General features: G+C 38.4%; 28 protein-coding genes. All 28 read right to left on the bottom strand.

The features are described from left to right. Positions 1-26 precede the first annotated feature (26 nt). Positions 27-416, bottom strand: coding sequence for a 30S ribosomal protein S11 (gene rpsK, locus ACTYA4_RS19390; protein WP_101176333.1), 390 nt, complete (start codon positions 414-416; stop codon positions 27-29). Between the two features lie 21 nt (positions 417-437). After that, positions 438-803 (bottom strand): 30S ribosomal protein S13, encoded by a 366-nt coding sequence (gene rpsM, locus ACTYA4_RS19385; RefSeq protein WP_026565543.1) that lies wholly within the window; start codon positions 801-803, stop codon positions 438-440. Between the two features lie 22 nt (positions 804-825). Beyond that, on the bottom strand, positions 826-939 hold the full coding sequence (gene rpmJ / locus ACTYA4_RS19380; RefSeq protein ID WP_000868344.1) for a 50S ribosomal protein L36: 114 nt from the start codon (positions 937-939) through the stop codon (positions 826-828). Positions 940-976: 37 nt separating this feature from the next. After that, entirely contained in the window at positions 977-1,195 is a 219-nt protein-coding gene (infA, locus tag ACTYA4_RS19375; protein ID WP_016204578.1) for a translation initiation factor IF-1, read from the bottom strand. An 806-nt stretch (positions 1,196-2,001) separates the two neighbouring features. Then, positions 2,002-2,652 (bottom strand): adenylate kinase, encoded by a 651-nt coding sequence (locus tag ACTYA4_RS19370; RefSeq protein WP_443483182.1) that lies wholly within the window; start codon positions 2,650-2,652, stop codon positions 2,002-2,004. A gap of 60 nt (positions 2,653-2,712) precedes the next feature. Beyond that, on the bottom strand, positions 2,713-4,008 hold the full coding sequence (gene secY / locus ACTYA4_RS19365) for a preprotein translocase subunit SecY (protein WP_443483181.1): 1,296 nt from the start codon (positions 4,006-4,008) through the stop codon (positions 2,713-2,715). Further along, positions 4,008-4,448 (bottom strand): 50S ribosomal protein L15, encoded by a 441-nt coding sequence (gene rplO / locus ACTYA4_RS19360; protein ID WP_443483180.1) that lies wholly within the window; start codon positions 4,446-4,448, stop codon positions 4,008-4,010. The genes secY and rplO overlap by 1 nt, the downstream gene beginning before the upstream one ends. 32 nt (positions 4,449-4,480) lie before the next feature. Further along, complete coding sequence (rpmD, locus tag ACTYA4_RS19355) at positions 4,481-4,663, bottom strand: 50S ribosomal protein L30 (RefSeq protein WP_101176328.1); 183 nt, start codon at positions 4,661-4,663, stop codon at positions 4,481-4,483. A gap of 13 nt (positions 4,664-4,676) precedes the next feature. Continuing rightward, positions 4,677-5,177 (bottom strand): 30S ribosomal protein S5, encoded by a 501-nt coding sequence (gene rpsE, locus ACTYA4_RS19350; RefSeq protein WP_101176327.1) that lies wholly within the window; start codon positions 5,175-5,177, stop codon positions 4,677-4,679. Between the two features lie 24 nt (positions 5,178-5,201). Continuing rightward, a complete protein-coding gene (rplR, locus tag ACTYA4_RS19345; protein ID WP_443483179.1) occupies positions 5,202-5,564 on the bottom strand; it encodes a 50S ribosomal protein L18 in 363 nt (120 codons plus the stop codon). A 32-nt stretch (positions 5,565-5,596) separates the two neighbouring features. Next, positions 5,597-6,133 carry a 50S ribosomal protein L6 gene (rplF, locus tag ACTYA4_RS19340; protein WP_443483178.1) on the bottom strand — a complete coding sequence of 179 codons (537 nt, stop codon included), beginning with the start codon at positions 6,131-6,133 and terminating at the stop codon, positions 5,597-5,599. A 30-nt stretch (positions 6,134-6,163) separates the two neighbouring features. Then, positions 6,164-6,562, bottom strand: coding sequence for a 30S ribosomal protein S8 (rpsH, locus tag ACTYA4_RS19335; protein ID WP_443483177.1), 399 nt, complete (start codon positions 6,560-6,562; stop codon positions 6,164-6,166). Positions 6,563-6,591: 29 nt separating this feature from the next. Then, positions 6,592-6,777, bottom strand: a complete 186-nt coding sequence (rpsN, locus tag ACTYA4_RS19330) for a 30S ribosomal protein S14 (RefSeq protein ID WP_009499044.1) — start codon at positions 6,775-6,777, stop codon at positions 6,592-6,594. 25 nt (positions 6,778-6,802) lie between these two features. Then, complete coding sequence (gene rplE, locus ACTYA4_RS19325) at positions 6,803-7,342, bottom strand: 50S ribosomal protein L5 (RefSeq protein ID WP_443483176.1); 540 nt, start codon at positions 7,340-7,342, stop codon at positions 6,803-6,805. A gap of 26 nt (positions 7,343-7,368) precedes the next feature. Further along, positions 7,369-7,680, bottom strand: a complete 312-nt coding sequence (gene rplX, locus ACTYA4_RS19320) for a 50S ribosomal protein L24 (RefSeq protein WP_443483175.1) — start codon at positions 7,678-7,680, stop codon at positions 7,369-7,371. A 35-nt stretch (positions 7,681-7,715) separates the two neighbouring features. Next, positions 7,716-8,084 (bottom strand): 50S ribosomal protein L14, encoded by a 369-nt coding sequence (gene rplN / locus ACTYA4_RS19315; RefSeq protein WP_443483174.1) that lies wholly within the window; start codon positions 8,082-8,084, stop codon positions 7,716-7,718. A gap of 41 nt (positions 8,085-8,125) precedes the next feature. After that, entirely contained in the window at positions 8,126-8,389 is a 264-nt protein-coding gene (rpsQ, locus tag ACTYA4_RS19310; protein ID WP_443483173.1) for a 30S ribosomal protein S17, read from the bottom strand. A 20-nt stretch (positions 8,390-8,409) separates the two neighbouring features. Further along, entirely contained in the window at positions 8,410-8,613 is a 204-nt protein-coding gene (gene rpmC, locus ACTYA4_RS19305; protein WP_003351417.1) for a 50S ribosomal protein L29, read from the bottom strand. Continuing rightward, the gene (gene rplP / locus ACTYA4_RS19300) at positions 8,603-9,037 is read right to left on the bottom strand and encodes a 50S ribosomal protein L16 (RefSeq protein ID WP_443483172.1); all 435 of its coding nucleotides are present in this window, start codon (positions 9,035-9,037) and stop codon (positions 8,603-8,605) included. The genes rpmC and rplP overlap by 11 nt, the downstream gene beginning before the upstream one ends. Position 9,038: 1 nt before the next feature. Then, positions 9,039-9,695, bottom strand: coding sequence for a 30S ribosomal protein S3 (rpsC, locus tag ACTYA4_RS19295; RefSeq protein ID WP_443483171.1), 657 nt, complete (start codon positions 9,693-9,695; stop codon positions 9,039-9,041). A 3-nt stretch (positions 9,696-9,698) separates the two neighbouring features. After that, the gene (rplV, locus tag ACTYA4_RS19290) at positions 9,699-10,040 is read right to left on the bottom strand and encodes a 50S ribosomal protein L22 (RefSeq protein WP_443483170.1); all 342 of its coding nucleotides are present in this window, start codon (positions 10,038-10,040) and stop codon (positions 9,699-9,701) included. Positions 10,041-10,058: 18 nt separating this feature from the next. After that, entirely contained in the window at positions 10,059-10,337 is a 279-nt protein-coding gene (gene rpsS, locus ACTYA4_RS19285) for a 30S ribosomal protein S19 (RefSeq protein WP_443483169.1), read from the bottom strand. Positions 10,338-10,397: 60 nt separating this feature from the next. Next, the gene (gene rplB / locus ACTYA4_RS19280) at positions 10,398-11,228 is read right to left on the bottom strand and encodes a 50S ribosomal protein L2 (RefSeq protein ID WP_443483168.1); all 831 of its coding nucleotides are present in this window, start codon (positions 11,226-11,228) and stop codon (positions 10,398-10,400) included. A 28-nt stretch (positions 11,229-11,256) separates the two neighbouring features. Beyond that, a complete protein-coding gene (gene rplW, locus ACTYA4_RS19275) occupies positions 11,257-11,541 on the bottom strand; it encodes a 50S ribosomal protein L23 (protein WP_443483167.1) in 285 nt (94 codons plus the stop codon). Further along, entirely contained in the window at positions 11,541-12,164 is a 624-nt protein-coding gene (gene rplD / locus ACTYA4_RS19270; RefSeq protein ID WP_443483166.1) for a 50S ribosomal protein L4, read from the bottom strand. The genes rplW and rplD overlap by 1 nt, the downstream gene beginning before the upstream one ends. 25 nt (positions 12,165-12,189) lie before the next feature. Continuing rightward, entirely contained in the window at positions 12,190-12,819 is a 630-nt protein-coding gene (gene rplC, locus ACTYA4_RS19265; RefSeq protein ID WP_443483165.1) for a 50S ribosomal protein L3, read from the bottom strand. Between the two features lie 39 nt (positions 12,820-12,858). Beyond that, positions 12,859-13,167 (bottom strand): 30S ribosomal protein S10, encoded by a 309-nt coding sequence (rpsJ, locus tag ACTYA4_RS19260; RefSeq protein WP_443483164.1) that lies wholly within the window; start codon positions 13,165-13,167, stop codon positions 12,859-12,861. Positions 13,168-13,862: 695 nt separating this feature from the next. Next, the gene (tuf, locus tag ACTYA4_RS19255) at positions 13,863-15,050 is read right to left on the bottom strand and encodes an elongation factor Tu (protein ID WP_443483163.1); all 1,188 of its coding nucleotides are present in this window, start codon (positions 15,048-15,050) and stop codon (positions 13,863-13,865) included. Positions 15,051-15,132: the final 82 nt, after the last annotated feature.

The raw sequence follows: 15,132 nt of genomic DNA, 5'->3' as shown, positions 1-15,132 counted from the left end.
AAGGATATAAAATTTATACAGAAAAATTAAACTCGGCGACGTTTAGGTGGTCGGCAGCCATTATGAGGAACTGGAGTTACGTCTCTGATTGCAGTAACTTCTAGACCTGCAGCTTGAAGTGCACGGATAGCAGCTTCACGACCAGCACCTGGTCCTTTTACTGTTACTTCTAGAGTTTTCATACCATGTTCCATAGATGTTTTTGCAGCTGTTTCTGCAGCCATTTGAGCAGCAAATGGAGTAGATTTACGAGAACCTCTAAATCCAAGAGCCCCTGCACTTGACCAAGAAAGCGCATTTCCATGAACGTCAGTAATTGTAACGATTGTATTATTGAATGTTGAACGAATGTGAGCAATACCTGCTTCTATATTCTTTTTAACACGACGTTTACGTGTATTAGTTTTACGTGCCATTTATAGTACCTCCTTTACCGATTATTTTTTCTTGTTAGCTACAGTCTTACGAGGACCTTTGCGTGTACGAGCGTTGTTCTTCGTATTTTGTCCACGAACCGGTAAACCACGGCGGTGACGAAGACCACGATAACATCCAATCTCCATTAAACGTTTGATGTTAAGAGAGATTTCTCGACGAAGGTCACCTTCAACTTTTAATTTATCAATGATATCACGGATTTTGTTTAACTCATCTTCCGTTAAATCACGTACACGAGTATCTTCAGAAACACCTGCTTCTGCTAATACTTTTTGTGCAGTATTTTTTCCAATACCATAAATGTATGTTAACGATATTACTACACGCTTTTCACGTGGAATATCCACACCAGCAATACGTGCCATCTATATGCGCACCTCCTTGTTATTAACCTTGTTTTTGTTTATGTTTAGGGTTTTCACAGATAACCATAACTTTCCCACGTCTGCGGATAACTTTACATTTTTCGCAGATTGGTTTTACTGATGGTCTAACTTTCATTATCCTAACCTCCTTGATAGTACGGAGTGCAATCAGATTATTTAAAGCGGTAAGTGATTCTTCCGCGAGTTAAGTCATATGGAGATAACTCAACCGTTACTTTATCACCAGGTAAAATACGAATAAAATGCATGCGGATTTTACCAGAAACGTGAGCCAATACAGTATGACCATTTTCTAATTCTACTTTAAACATGGCGTTCGGCAAAGTTTCAGTTATTGTGCCTTCAATTTCGATTACATCGTCTTTAGCCATCGAATTTGTCTCCCTTCATTGTAAAATACGAAATCACCTTTAACTTACTATAGTAAAGTGTAACTTTTCGTTTGTAACACGATCGGTGTACATCAAACTAGTCTGAACTGTTCATATAATATACTACATTATCAGTTGACTGCAACCAAATAATTATAACATACAATGAAGCATCTCGTCCGCAATAATTACAATAAATTTGTAGAAGTTTACGAACATCAAACTAATTTTAACCTTTGCAACCACCAAACCACAGGCTTTTGTTAGATGCTTTAAAAACAGTACTCTAACATTAGCTAATGTATGATCGTATCGAATCTTGATGTGCAGATAGAAATGAACTGTTTAAGAAAAAATATTCTTCTAGAGTCTATCCCTATTTTTATAAACACATACTCTCTTTTACTTGAAAAGTCACTTAGATTCCGCATCTAAAATGGAAAAGAGTTTTCGATAACGCACACCTAGTACAATACCTTATGTCCATAATAGAAAGAATAATAGTTACCTTCTTCACTACTAGATAAAAAAGCAAATCAAGCGGAGTTACCATGAAATCCAAAATACTCTGCACCAATTATCTAAATTGATTAATCTTTTAACGAAGATAAACATGTCTAAAACATGATTATACTTTTTTTGTTACAGATATAACCATAAAAATTATTATACCTTTTGAAAAAAGGAAATGCATCATGTTTAGGAATAAACTCCTTAGCCATTTCATCCCAATTCTTCTATTGTTAACTCTGATTTAAGTCCATGCTAGATTCAGATTAGTCTAAGCAAAAGTATGGAAAAAGTGCTTATTTTAAATTACTTAGCAGTTCATCAAGATCTAAGAATACTTTTTGTATATCTTGTTGACCATCAATATTGCGTAGATAGCCTTTTGATTCATAAAAATCAAGTAATGGTTGTGATTGTTTAATATTAACCTCTAAACGATTTTTAACAGTTGCTTCATTATCATCAGCACGTTGATATAATTCGCCACCACAACGGTCACAAACATCCAACTTAGCTGGTGGATTAAACACTAAGTGATAAGTAGCTCCACAACTTTTACAAATGCGGCGGCCTGTTAAACGTTCCATTAATATTTCTTGATCAACTTGAACGTTTATCACGTAATCAAGTTTCTTTTCTAAATCAACCAAAATACCTTCTAAAGCATCTGCTTGCGGAACAGTACGAGGAAAACCATCAAGAAGAAAACCCTTCTTGCAATCATCCTTGCTAAGTCTTTCACGAACAATACCAATTGTAACTTCATCTGGTACTAATTCGCCTTTATCCATAAAAGATTTTGCCTTTAGCCCAAGCTCTGTTTCATCTTTCATTGCAGCACGAAACATATCACCAGTTGAGATATGAGGGATGCCATACTTTTCGACAATCTTCTCAGCTTGTGTACCTTTACCTGCGCCAGGGAGTCCCATTAAGACTAAATTCATGCGTATTCCCCCTAAAGTCTTTAACATATAATTCAAGGGACATATGTCCCCTAAATTATGCTATTTAATAAACCCTTTATAGTGACGTTTAACAAGTTGTGACTCTAATTGCTTCATTGTTTCTAAAGCAACCCCAACTACGATTAGGATACTTGTTCCACCAATTTGAGCCGATTCTGGTAAATGAGCAATTTTGATGAAAACTACAGGTAGAATCGCAATCGCAGCTAAAAATAGCGCACCAACTAATGTTAAACGGTATAGAACACGTGTTAAATACTCTTGCGTGTTTTTACCTGGTCTAATACCTGGAATATATCCACCTTGCTTCTTCAAGTTTTCTGCCAGTTGTTCTGGATTTACTTGAATAAATGCATAAAAGTAGGTAAAGGCAAGAATTAAAACTGTATATAATGTCATTCCAACTGGATGAGAATAATCAAATACTCTTATGATCCAATTTGTAACATCGTTTTGCTCAAAGAATCCTGCGACCGTTCTTGGTGTTACCAAAAATGATACAGCAAAAATAACAGGAATAACACCAGCTGAGTTCACTTTCAACGGTAAATGTGTTGATTGACCACCGCTCGTATTATTTCCATTAACCATTCTTTTAGCATATTGAATAGGTATTTTTCTAAGAGCCTGTTGTATGAAGATAACTCCAACAACAATTGCAACAATTGCAACTAAAATTAATAGTATTGTTGCGATGTTCATGAAAAGTTGATCACCCGTATTTTCAAACTTCTGTGCATAAATCTGGTTGGCAATCGATGGTATTCCAGAAGCAATTCCGGCAAAGATGATAATCGAAATACCGTTTCCTACCCCATTAGATGTAATTAGTTCACCTAACCACATTAAAAAGGCAGTACCAGCCGTTAATACAACAGCAATTACAAAATAGGTTCCAAATCCAGGATTGGTAATCAAGGAGCCCCCTGCAAGGTTATTAAAACCATACGACATCCCAAAGGCTTGAATGAACCCTAACACAATAGTAAAGTAACGTGTAAATTGAGTTAATTTACGTCGTCCTACTTCCCCTTGTTTAGACCATTCAGTAAACTTTGGAACGACATCCATCTGTAATAAACTCACAATAATGGAAGCGGTGATATATGGCATAATTCCCATTGCAAGTATCGAAAAGTTCTTTAACGCTCCCCCGCCAAAAGTATTCAAAACACCAAAGGCGCTGAATGTATCTTGCGCTTGTAAGAAATCAGCATTTACGTACGGTACAGGTATAAATGTACCGATACGGAAAATAATCAACATTAATAGGGTGAATATGATTTTACGTCTTATTTCACCCACGCGCATAAAATTGGAGATTGTCTGAAACATTAAATCACCTCAGTTTGACCGCCTGCAGCTTCAATAGCTTCTTTTGCAGCAGAGGAGAATTTATGTGCTTTTACTGTAAGCTTTTTCTCAACTTTGCCTTTAGCAAGAATTTTGATTCCTGCTTTTTCATTACTTACAATACCTGTTTCGATAAGAAGTTCTGGAGTAACTTCTGCTCCATCTTCAAAACGATTTAGTACATCAAGATTAACAATTGCATATTCTTTGCGGTTGATGTTTGTAAAACCACGTTTAGGTAAACGACGGAATAAAGGAGTTTGACCACCTTCAAATCCAGGTCTTACACCACCGCCTGAACGAGCGTTTTGACCTTTATGACCTTTACCAGCAGTTTTACCGTTACCTGAACCGATACCGCGTCCTTTGCGTTTGCGTTCTTGTCTTGCACCTTCTGCAGGTTTTAATTCATGAAGTTTCATATTGGCACCTCCTTATTGAAGAAGAATGAATTTTAGTTTTCTTTCACAGAAACAAGATGTGATACTTTATTGATCATACCGCGGATAGCAGCATTATCTTGTTGTTCAACTGTTTGGTTTACTTTACGTAATCCTAATGCTTTAACTGTTTCGCGTTGGTCTTGCGGACGACCAATTACGCTTTTTGTGAGGGTAATTTCCAGTTTGTTTGCCATTTAATTTCCCTCCTTATCCTAACAGTTCTTCTACTGATTTACCACGTAACTTAGCTACGTCTTCAGCACGTTTTAATTGTTTTAAACCGTCTAAAGTTGCACGAACCATGTTAATTGGTGTGTTAGAACCTAAAGATTTAGATAGAATATCAGCTACACCAGCTAACTCAAGTACCGCACGCACTGGACCACCAGCGATAACTCCAGTACCTTCAGAAGCAGGTTTTAATAAAATTTCACCAGCACCAAAATGTCCGATTACTTGGTGTGGTATTGTAGTGCTAACCATAGGCACTTCAATAAGATTTTTCTTCGCATCTTCAACCGCTTTACGAATTGCATCAGGTACTTCTTGTGCTTTACCAGTACCGAAACCAACGTTACCATTTTTGTCCCCAACTACTACTAGAGCAGAGAAACGAAAACGACGTCCACCTTTAACAACTTTCGCTACACGGTTAACTGTAACTACGCGTTCTTCTAGTTCAAGTTTGTTTGGATCAATACGACGCATCTTTTTATGTCCCTCCTTTGTCTATTAAAATTCTAGGCCGTTCTCACGAGCAGCATCAGCTAAAGCTTTTACGCGACCATGGTATAAATATCCTCCGCGATCGAAAACAACTGATTTAATTCCTTTTTCAACTGCACGTTTAGCAACTAGTTCACCGATCTTAACAGCAGCATCTACGTTGCTTGCAGAATCTAAGTTTAATTCTTTATCTAATGTAGAAGCGTTAACGATAGTAACACCTTTTACATCATCAATAAGCTGAGCGTAAATGTGTTTGTTTGAACGGAACACATTTAAACGAGGACGAGCTTCAGTTCCGCTAAGTTTAGAACGCACGCGTGCGTGTCTTTTCTTACGAACTTGATTTTTATCAGCCTTCGTAATCATTTAGGTCACTCCTTTCGTTTACCTATGCGGCATTACTTACCAGTTTTACCTTCTTTTCTACGTACATATTCGCCTTCATAACGGATACCTTTCCCTTTATAAGGTTCTGGTGGACGAACATCACGGATGTTAGCAGCAAGTGCTCCAACACGTTCTTTATTTGTACCTTTAACAACTACTTTAGTTGCAGATGGAACTTCAATTTCAAGACCTGCTTCTGGTTCGATTTCAACTGGGTGAGAGTAACCTACGTTCAAAACAAGTTTAGATCCTTGTTTTTGAGCACGATAACCAACCCCGATTAGTTCAAGACCTCTTTCGAAACCTTTAGAAACACCCTCCACCATATTTGCGATTAAAGCACGAGTTGTGCCATGTAAAGCACGGTGCTCTTTCGCATCAGATGGACGAGAAATATTAATCACGTTCTCTTCTAATTTGATTGTAATATCAGTATTAAAAGCACGAGTTAATTCACCTTTAGGACCTTTAACCGTTACAGTACTGTTATCAATAGTAACTGTAACGCCTGCTGGTACTTCAATTGGTTTTTTACCTACGCGAGACATTTAGTTGCACCTCCATTCAATTAAAACTTATTACCAAACGTATGCTAAAACTTCTCCGCCAACTTGTTTAGCGCGAGCTTCTTTATCAGTAAGTACTCCTTGAGAAGTAGAAACTAGTGCGATTCCAAGACCGTTTAATACACGTGGTACATCTGTAGCTTTTGCATATACACGAAGACCAGGTTTACTAATACGTTTAAGTCCAGTAATAACACGCTCGTTGCTAGAACCGTACTTAAGGAAAATGCGGATAAATCCTTGTTTGTTATCTTCAATAAATTCAACATCACGTACGAAACCTTCACGCTTTAAAATTTCAGCGATTTCCTTTTTGATGTTAGAAGCAGGTACTTCTAACTTCTCGTGACGAACCATATTCGCGTTACGGATTCTTGTAAGCAAATCTGCAATTGGATCTGTCATAACCATTGTTTTTACCTCCTTCCCGAAATGGGGTTTTACCAGCTAGCTTTTTTCACACCAGGAATTTGTCCCTTATATGCTAATTCACGGAAACAAATACGGCAAAGCTTAAATTTACGGTACACAGAATGTGGACGTCCACAACGTTCGCAACGTGTATATTCTTGTACTTTGTATTTAGGCGTGCGTTTTTGTTTCGCAATCATTGACTTCTTAGCCACATTTTCGCCTCCCTCTAATTAGAGATTACTTTTGGAACGGCATTCCAAATTGAGTTAAAAGTTCACGAGCTTCTTCATCAGTATTTGCAGTAGTAACGATAACAATATCCATTCCTCTAACTTTGTTTACTTTATCGTAATCAATTTCAGGGAAGATTAATTGTTCTTTTACACCTAATGTGTAGTTACCGCGACCGTCAAATGATTTCTTAGAAATACCACGGAAGTCACGTACACGTGGAAGAGATACAGCTACTAATTTATCAAAAAATTCATACATGCGTTCTCCACGAAGAGTAACTTTTGCACCGATTGGCATTCCTTCACGCAGACGGAATCCTGCAATAGATTTTTTTGCACGAGTGATTACTGGTTTTTGACCAGTGATTAATGTTAATTCTTCAACTGCAACGTCTAATGCTTTAGCGTTTGCAACAGCATCACCAACACCCATGTTGATAACGATTTTTTCAAGTTTTGGTACTTGCATTACAGATTTATAATTAAACTTGCTCATTAGAGCAGGAGTAGTTTCTTTAACAAATTTTTCTTTTAGGCGGTTCATTCATTGTACCTCCCTTCTTCATTGAACTATTTATCTAGAATTTCACCGGATTTTTTCGCTACGCGTACTTTTTTACCATCAACCGTTTTCGTACCTACACGAGTAGGCGTACCAGTTTTAGGGTCGATAGGCATAACGTTGGATACATGAATAGCTGCTTCCTGGTCATTGATTCCACCTTGTGGATTCAACTGGGATGGCTTAGAGTGTTTCTTTACAATGTTAATCCCTTCAACAACCACACGGCTTTTCTTAGGAAACGCTGCAAGAACAACACCTGTTTTGCCTTTATCCTTACCAGAGATGACCATTACTTTGTCACCTTTTTTTACATGCATCTTTTCGCACCTCCTTAAAGGCAATTAAATTTATATTATAGTACTTCTGGAGCTAATGATACAATTTTCATAAAGTTGCTGTCGCGAAGTTCACGAGCAACTGGTCCAAAGATACGTGTTCCACGTGGACTTTTATCATCACGGATAATTACACATGCGTTTTCATCGAAACGAATGTAAGTACCGTCTGCACGACGAACACCACTTTTTGTTCTTACGACTACTGCTTTCACTACGTCACCTTTTTTAACAACGCCACCTGGTGTTGCTTGTTTCACAGTAACAACGATAATATCACCGATGTTTGCAGTTTTACGTCCTGAACCACCAAGAACTTTAATAGTTAGTACTTCACGAGCACCAGAGTTGTCAGCAACTTTCAAACGTGATTCTTGTTGAATCATGTGTGTAACCTCCCTTCGGGATGAAGCTTAATTCCGAACAATTAAATAATAACTGCTTTTTCTACTACTTCTACAAGACGGAAACGTTTTGTAGCTGATAATGGACGAGTTTCCATAACACGGACGATATCGCCAATTTTTGCTGTATTTTGCTCATCGTGAGCTTTATACTTCTTAGAGTATTTCACGCGTTTGCCGTATAATGGATGTTTTTTATATGTTTCAACAACAACAGTAATTGTCTTATCCATTTTGTCTGAAACAACACGTCCAGTATAGACTTTGCGTTGATTGCGTTCGCTCATTTTACGAACCTCCTCTCACGTTATCGATTATTGACGCCGATTTCTCTTTCACGAATAACAGTTTTCATGCGAGCAATCGCTTTGCGTACTTCACGAATGCGAGCTGTATTTTCAAGTTGTCCAGTCGCTAATTGAAAGCGAAGGTTGAATAGCTCTTCTTTTAAAGATTTAACTTTTTGCTCTATTTCTGCAGTGGTAAGGTCACGAATTTCATTAGCTTTCATTAGTTTCACCACCAATTTCTTCACGTTTTACAAACTTACATTTAACTGGAAGTTTGTGCGCTGCAAGACGAAGTGCTTCACGTGCAATCTCTTCAGATACACCAGCAACCTCGAACATTACTTTACCTGGCTTAACAACTGCTACCCAACCTTCTGGAGCACCCTTACCGGAACCCATGCGGACTTCTAGAGGCTTTGCAGTGTATGGCTTATGTGGGAATATTTTAATCCAAACTTTACCGCCACGTTTCATATAACGAGTCATCGCAATACGAGCGGATTCGATTTGACGGTTTGTAATCCATGAAGCTTCAGTAGATTGTAAACCATATTCACCAAAAGTTACTTCTGTACCGCCTTTTGCTTGACCGCGCATTTTACCACGGTGCACACGACGATATTTTACACGTTTAGGTAGTAACATATTATTTGCCTCCTTCCTCAGTTTTCTTCTTCGTTGGAAGGATCTCTCCACGATAGATCCAAACTTTTACGCCTAATTTACCATAAGTAGTATCTGCTTCAGCAGTAGCGTAATCGATATCTGCACGTAAAGTGTGTAGAGGCACAGTACCTTCACTGTAAGACTCAGAACGAGCGATATCTGCTCCGCCAAGACGGCCTGATACCATTGTTTTAATACCTTTAGCTCCAGAACGCATTGAACGTTGGATTGCTTGTTTTTGAGCACGACGGAAAGATACACGGTTTTCTAATTGACGAGCAATGTTCTCAGCAACTAATTTTGCATCCATGTCTGCTTTTTTAATTTCAAGAATATTGATGTGTACACGTTTACCAGTAAGTGAGTTTAAAGCTTTGCGTAAAGCTTCCACTTCTGTACCACCTTTACCAATTACCATTCCTGGTTTAGCAGTGTGAACAGTAACGTTTAAACGGTTCGCTGCACGTTCGATTTCAACTTTAGAAACAGATGCATCGTTTAAGCGTTTAGTGATATACTCACGAACTTTAAGGTCTTCGTGTAAAAGTTCAGCATAGTCTTTACCTGCGAACCATTTTGATTCCCAATCACGAATGATTCCGACACGTAAACCGACTGGATTTACTTTTTGACCCACTGATTACCCCTCCTTCTTTTCTGATAAAACGATAGTGATGTGGCTAGTACGTTTGTTAATTTGGCTTGCACGACCCATCGCACGAGGACGGAAACGTTTAAGTGTTGGTCCTTCGTTAACATACGCTTGCTCAACCACTAAATTATTGATATCCATTTCGTAATTATGCTCTGCGTTAGCGATAGCAGATTTTAATACTTTTTCTACGATTGGAGAAGCAGCCTTTGGAGTTAGCTTTAATATTGATACTGCTTCACCTATTTGCTTTCCTCGAATTAAATCTACGACTAAACGAGCTTTACGAGGAGCAATACGAACTGTATTTGCAACAGCTTTAGCTTGCATTTGAATGCCCTCCTCTCATTAACGTCTTGTTTTCTTATCGTCACTTGCATGACCTTTGTAAGTACGACTCGGAGCGAATTCTCCAAGTTTATGACCTACCATGTCTTCAGTAACATAAACTGGTACATGTTTACGACCATCATAAACAGCAATTGTTTGACCGATGAATTGTGGGAAGATCGTAGAACGACGAGACCAAGTTTTGATAACTTGTTTCTTTTCACTTTCGTTTAACTTTTCGATCTTTGTTAGTAAATGATCATCAACAAAAGGTCCTTTTTTTAAGCTGCGACCCATAATTGAACCTCCCTTCGTGATTGTTCTACGGTTCTATCAATGAACCGTAGTTCAACCCCGTTATTTTTTACGGCTACGTACAATAAATTTATCTGATTTCTTATTCTTCTTACGAGTTTTGTATCCAAGAGTTGGTTTACCCCATGGAGACATAGGTGATTTGCGTCCGATTGGAGCACGACCTTCACCACCACCGTGTGGATGGTCATTAGGGTTCATTACAGATCCACGAACAGTTGGGCGCTTGCCTAACCAACGAGAACGACCAGCTTTACCGATTTTGATTAATTCGTGTTGTTCATTACCTACTTGACCGATTGATGCACGGCAAGTTGCAAGAATTAAACGAACTTCACCAGAATTCAAACGTACTAGTACGTATTTACCTTCTTTACCAAGAACTTGTGCAGAAGTACCTGCTGAACGAACTAATTGTCCGCCTTTTCCTGGTTTTAATTCGATATTGTGGATAACTGTACCCACTGGAATGTTAGCTAGTGGCAATGCATTACCTGGTTTAATATCTGCTTCAGGTCCTGACATTACTTCTATTCCAACTTCTAAATTTTTTGGTGCAAGAATGTAGCGTTTTTCTCCGTCTACATAATTAATTAACGCGATGTTTGCAGATCTGTTTGGATCGTACTCGATTGTAGCAACGCGTCCTGGAATGCCATCTTTGTCACGTTTAAAATCGATGATACGATATTGACGCTTATGACCTCCACCTTGATGACGAACTGTTAACTTACCTTGGTTATTACGGCCGCCTTTTCTTGTTAAAGGAGCAAGCAATGATTTTTCTGGTGTACTTGTAGTGATTTCACTAAAGTCAGAAGATGTCATGTTGCGTCGACCATTAGAGGTAGGTTTATACTTCTTAATCGCCATTGTGTTCCCTCCTCTTCTTTATTATATTTTAAGCTTCAAAGAATTCGATTTCTTTGCTGTCTGCTGTTAATTTCACAATTGCTTTACGACGTTTGTTTGTGTATCCTCCGAAACGTCCCATACGCTTGAACTTACCTTTGTAGTTCATGATGTTAACTTTTTCAACTTCTACGCCAAAGATTTCTTCTACAGCATCTTTAACTTGAGTTTTGTTAGCTCTTACATCAACTTCAAACGTATATTTTTTGTCAGCCATTAAGTCAGTAGAACGTTCAGTGATAACGGGGCGCTTAATCGTTTCGCGTGCATCCATTATGCAAGCACCTCCTCTACTTTTTCAACCGCTTGCTTAGTTATGATTAATTTATCATGGTTTAAAACATCTAAAACTGTAATATCAGAAGCAGTAACTACTGTTACACCTTGGATGTTGCGTGCAGATAATGCTACGTTTTCATCTAGGTCAGCTGTAACAATTAATGCTTTTTTATCAACAGAAAGATTGCCTAGGAATCCTTTGAAATCTTTAGTTTTTGGTGTTTCGAAAGCAAGGCTTTGTAATACTAAAATATTTTCTTCTAATACTTTAGTAGATAATGCAGATTTGATTGCTAATCTACGAACTTTTTTAGGAAGTTTGTAGCTATAGCTGCGAGGAACTGGTCCGAAAACTGTTCCACCACCACGCCATTGTGGAGATCTGATAGATCCTTGACGAGCACGTCCTGTACCTTTTTGGCGCCATGGTTTACGTCCACCACCAGCAACCTCAGAACGAATTTTAGTTTTATGAGTTCCTTGACGTAAAGAAGCTCTTTGCATAACAACTGCTTCGAATAAAACATGGTTGTTAGGCTCGATACCGAATACTGTATCTTTTAATTCGATATCTCCAGCTTGAGTACCGTCTTGGTTAAATAATGCAACTTTAGGCATTCTTATTTCCTCCTTTCTGGTTTAATTACTTAGCTTTTACCGCCGTTTTAATTTTTAATAAAGCTTTTTTAGATCCTGGAACATTTCCTTTAATTAATAGAAGGTTGCGTTCAACATCTACTTTTACGATTTCTAAGTTTTGAACAGTAACTTGTTCTCCACCCATACGTCCTGGTAATGCTTTACCTTTAAATACGCGGTTTGGTGCTACAGGTCCCATTGAACCTGGGCGACGATGATAACGAGAACCGTGAGCCATTGGGCCACGTGATTGTCCATGACGTTTAATAGAGCCTTGGAAACCTTTCCCTTTAGAGATCCCTGTTACATCTACAACATCGCCTTCAGCGAATACATCTACTTTGACTTCTTGACCAACTTCATACTCATCTAAGTTTACTTCTCTCAATTCACGAACGAAGCGCTTAGGAGCAGTGTTTGCTTTCGCAACATGACCCTTTTCAGGTTTGTTAGCCAACTTTTCACGTTTATCTTCAAAACCGATCTGAACAGATTCGTAACCGTCTGTTTCAACAGTTTTCTTTTGAAGCACTACGTTTTGAGCAGCTTCCACTACTGTTACAGGGATAAGATTGCCGTTCTCAGCAAATACTTGAGTCATACCAATTTTTCTTCCTAAGATTCCTTTGGTCATTTCAGTCACACCTCCTGATAATCTTAATATTTATTGTTATTATAATTTAATTTCTATATCTACACCTGATGGTAAGTCTAAACGCATTAAGGAATCAACTGTTTGTGGAGTTGGATTAACAATGTCGATTAGACGTTTATGCGTACGCATTTCAAATTGCTCACGAGAATCTTTATATTTATGAACCGCACGTAAGATAGTGTATACAGACTTTTCTGTCGGTAACGGAATCGGACCAGAAACAGCCGCACCAGAACGTTTTGCAGTTTCAACGATTTTCTCAGCAGATTGATCTAAAATTTTATGATCATACGCTTTTAAACGGATACGAATTTTTTGTTTTGCCATTATTTTCCCTCCTTTTCGCCTATTTTAAAATAGACATTCTCCGCAGAAATTTCCCACACACTCGCCATGGCAAAGCGGCCGGGTGTGTCAGCAACCTTCTGCATCATCGCAGTCAAAGACCAACATTGTCTATTATACAGAAACTAAATAAGAAAAGCAATAGTATAAATTATTTTTCTTTTGTTTTTGTACACTCAGACTATTATACATAGTTAAAGTAGATTTTTCAAGGTTTTGGCGAATTGTCGAAAAATTAGAACACTAATGATAAGGTTGCTTTCCTTATAATAATTTTCGTGGTGGGTGAAAGAGTTTTTTAATAGTTTGTATAAGGTAGTCTTACAGTGTTTTGTCTACTTCTCCTAAAAGGAGAGTGGATCTTTTTTTATCTATGGGTGTTTTCATATAGAATGTTGCTTTTAAACTCGCAGCCTGAATACACTTCGTCCGTTTAGCGAGCGTCGAGCCTCCTCGTCGCATACACTCCTGCGGGGTCTCGTCTTTCTCGCATTCCCACAGAAGTCTACGTGTATGCAGACTGCTGAGTACTTCTTCTCCCATTTTTTACGTAAAAAACAACAAACTTTGAGAAAACAGCCTTATCTTTTATATCAAATTATGAGAGAATATACTGCACCTATACGAAAAAAAGCAAGCCAGATCAACTGGCTTGCTTTTTTAAATTAACTAGTTAATTACTCAACGATTGTAGCAACTACGCCAGCACCTACAGTACGTCCACCCTCACGGATAGAGAATTTAGTACCTTCTTCGATAGCGATAGAAGAAATTAGTTCAACATCCATTTCGATGTTGTCACCAGGCATAACCATTTCTACGCCTTCAGGTAAGTTACAAATACCAGTTACATCAGTTGTACGGAAGTAGAACTGTGGACGGTAGTTTGTGAAGAATGGAGTATGACGTCCACCTTCTTCTTTTGATAATACGTAAACTTCAGCTTTGAACTTTACGTGAGGAGTGATAGTACCTGGTTTTGCTAATACTTGACCACGTTGGATATCTTCACGTGCAACACCACGAAGAAGTGCACCAATGTTATCTCCAGCTTCAGCATAATCAAGTAATTTACGGAACATTTCAACACCTGTTACAGTAGTTGATTTTTTCTCTTCAGCTAAACCGATGATGTCAACAACGTCACCAACTTTAACTTGTCCGCGCTCAACACGTCCTGTAGCAACTGTTCCACGTCCTGTGATTGAGAATACATCCTCAACAGGCATCATGAATGGTTTTTCAGTATCACGTGCAGGAGTTGGGATATACTCATCTACAGCAGCCATAAGCTCGTTGATTTTTTCTTCCCATTCTGCTTCACCTTCAAGTGCTTTAAGAGCAGAACCTTTAACAACTGGAATATCGTCACCAGGGAACTCATATTCAGAAAGAAGGTCACGAACTTCCATTTCTACTAATTCTAATAACTCTTCGTCATCAACCATATCACATTTGTTTAAGAATACTACTAAGTGAGGTACACCAACCTGACGAGATAATAGGATGTGCTCACGAGTTTGTGGCATTGGACCATCAGTTGCAGATACAACTAGGATACCGCCGTCCATTTGAGCAGCACCAGTGATCATGTTTTTAACATAGTCAGCATGTCCTGGGCAGTCAACGTGTGCATAGTGACGAGTAGCTGTTTCATACTCAACGTGTGCAGTTGAAATTGTGATACCGCGCTCACGCTCTTCTGGAGCAGCATCGATTTGATCATAACCGCGTGCTTCTCCTCCACCTACTTTAGAAAGTACAGTTGTGATAGCAGCTGTTAAAGTTGTTTTACCATGGTCAACGTGACCAATTGTTCCGATATTTACGTGTGGCTTTGAACGATCGTATTTAGCTTTTGCCATTAGGAAAATCCTCCTTTTAATTGTGAAAATTAAGTATTGGAGCTGTGAATTTTCATCACAGCTTTATTGCTTACATAGTAGT

This window comes from Niallia yueguangensis, assembly GCF_052663115.1.
This window is presented reverse-complemented; position numbering and strand designations above follow the sequence as displayed.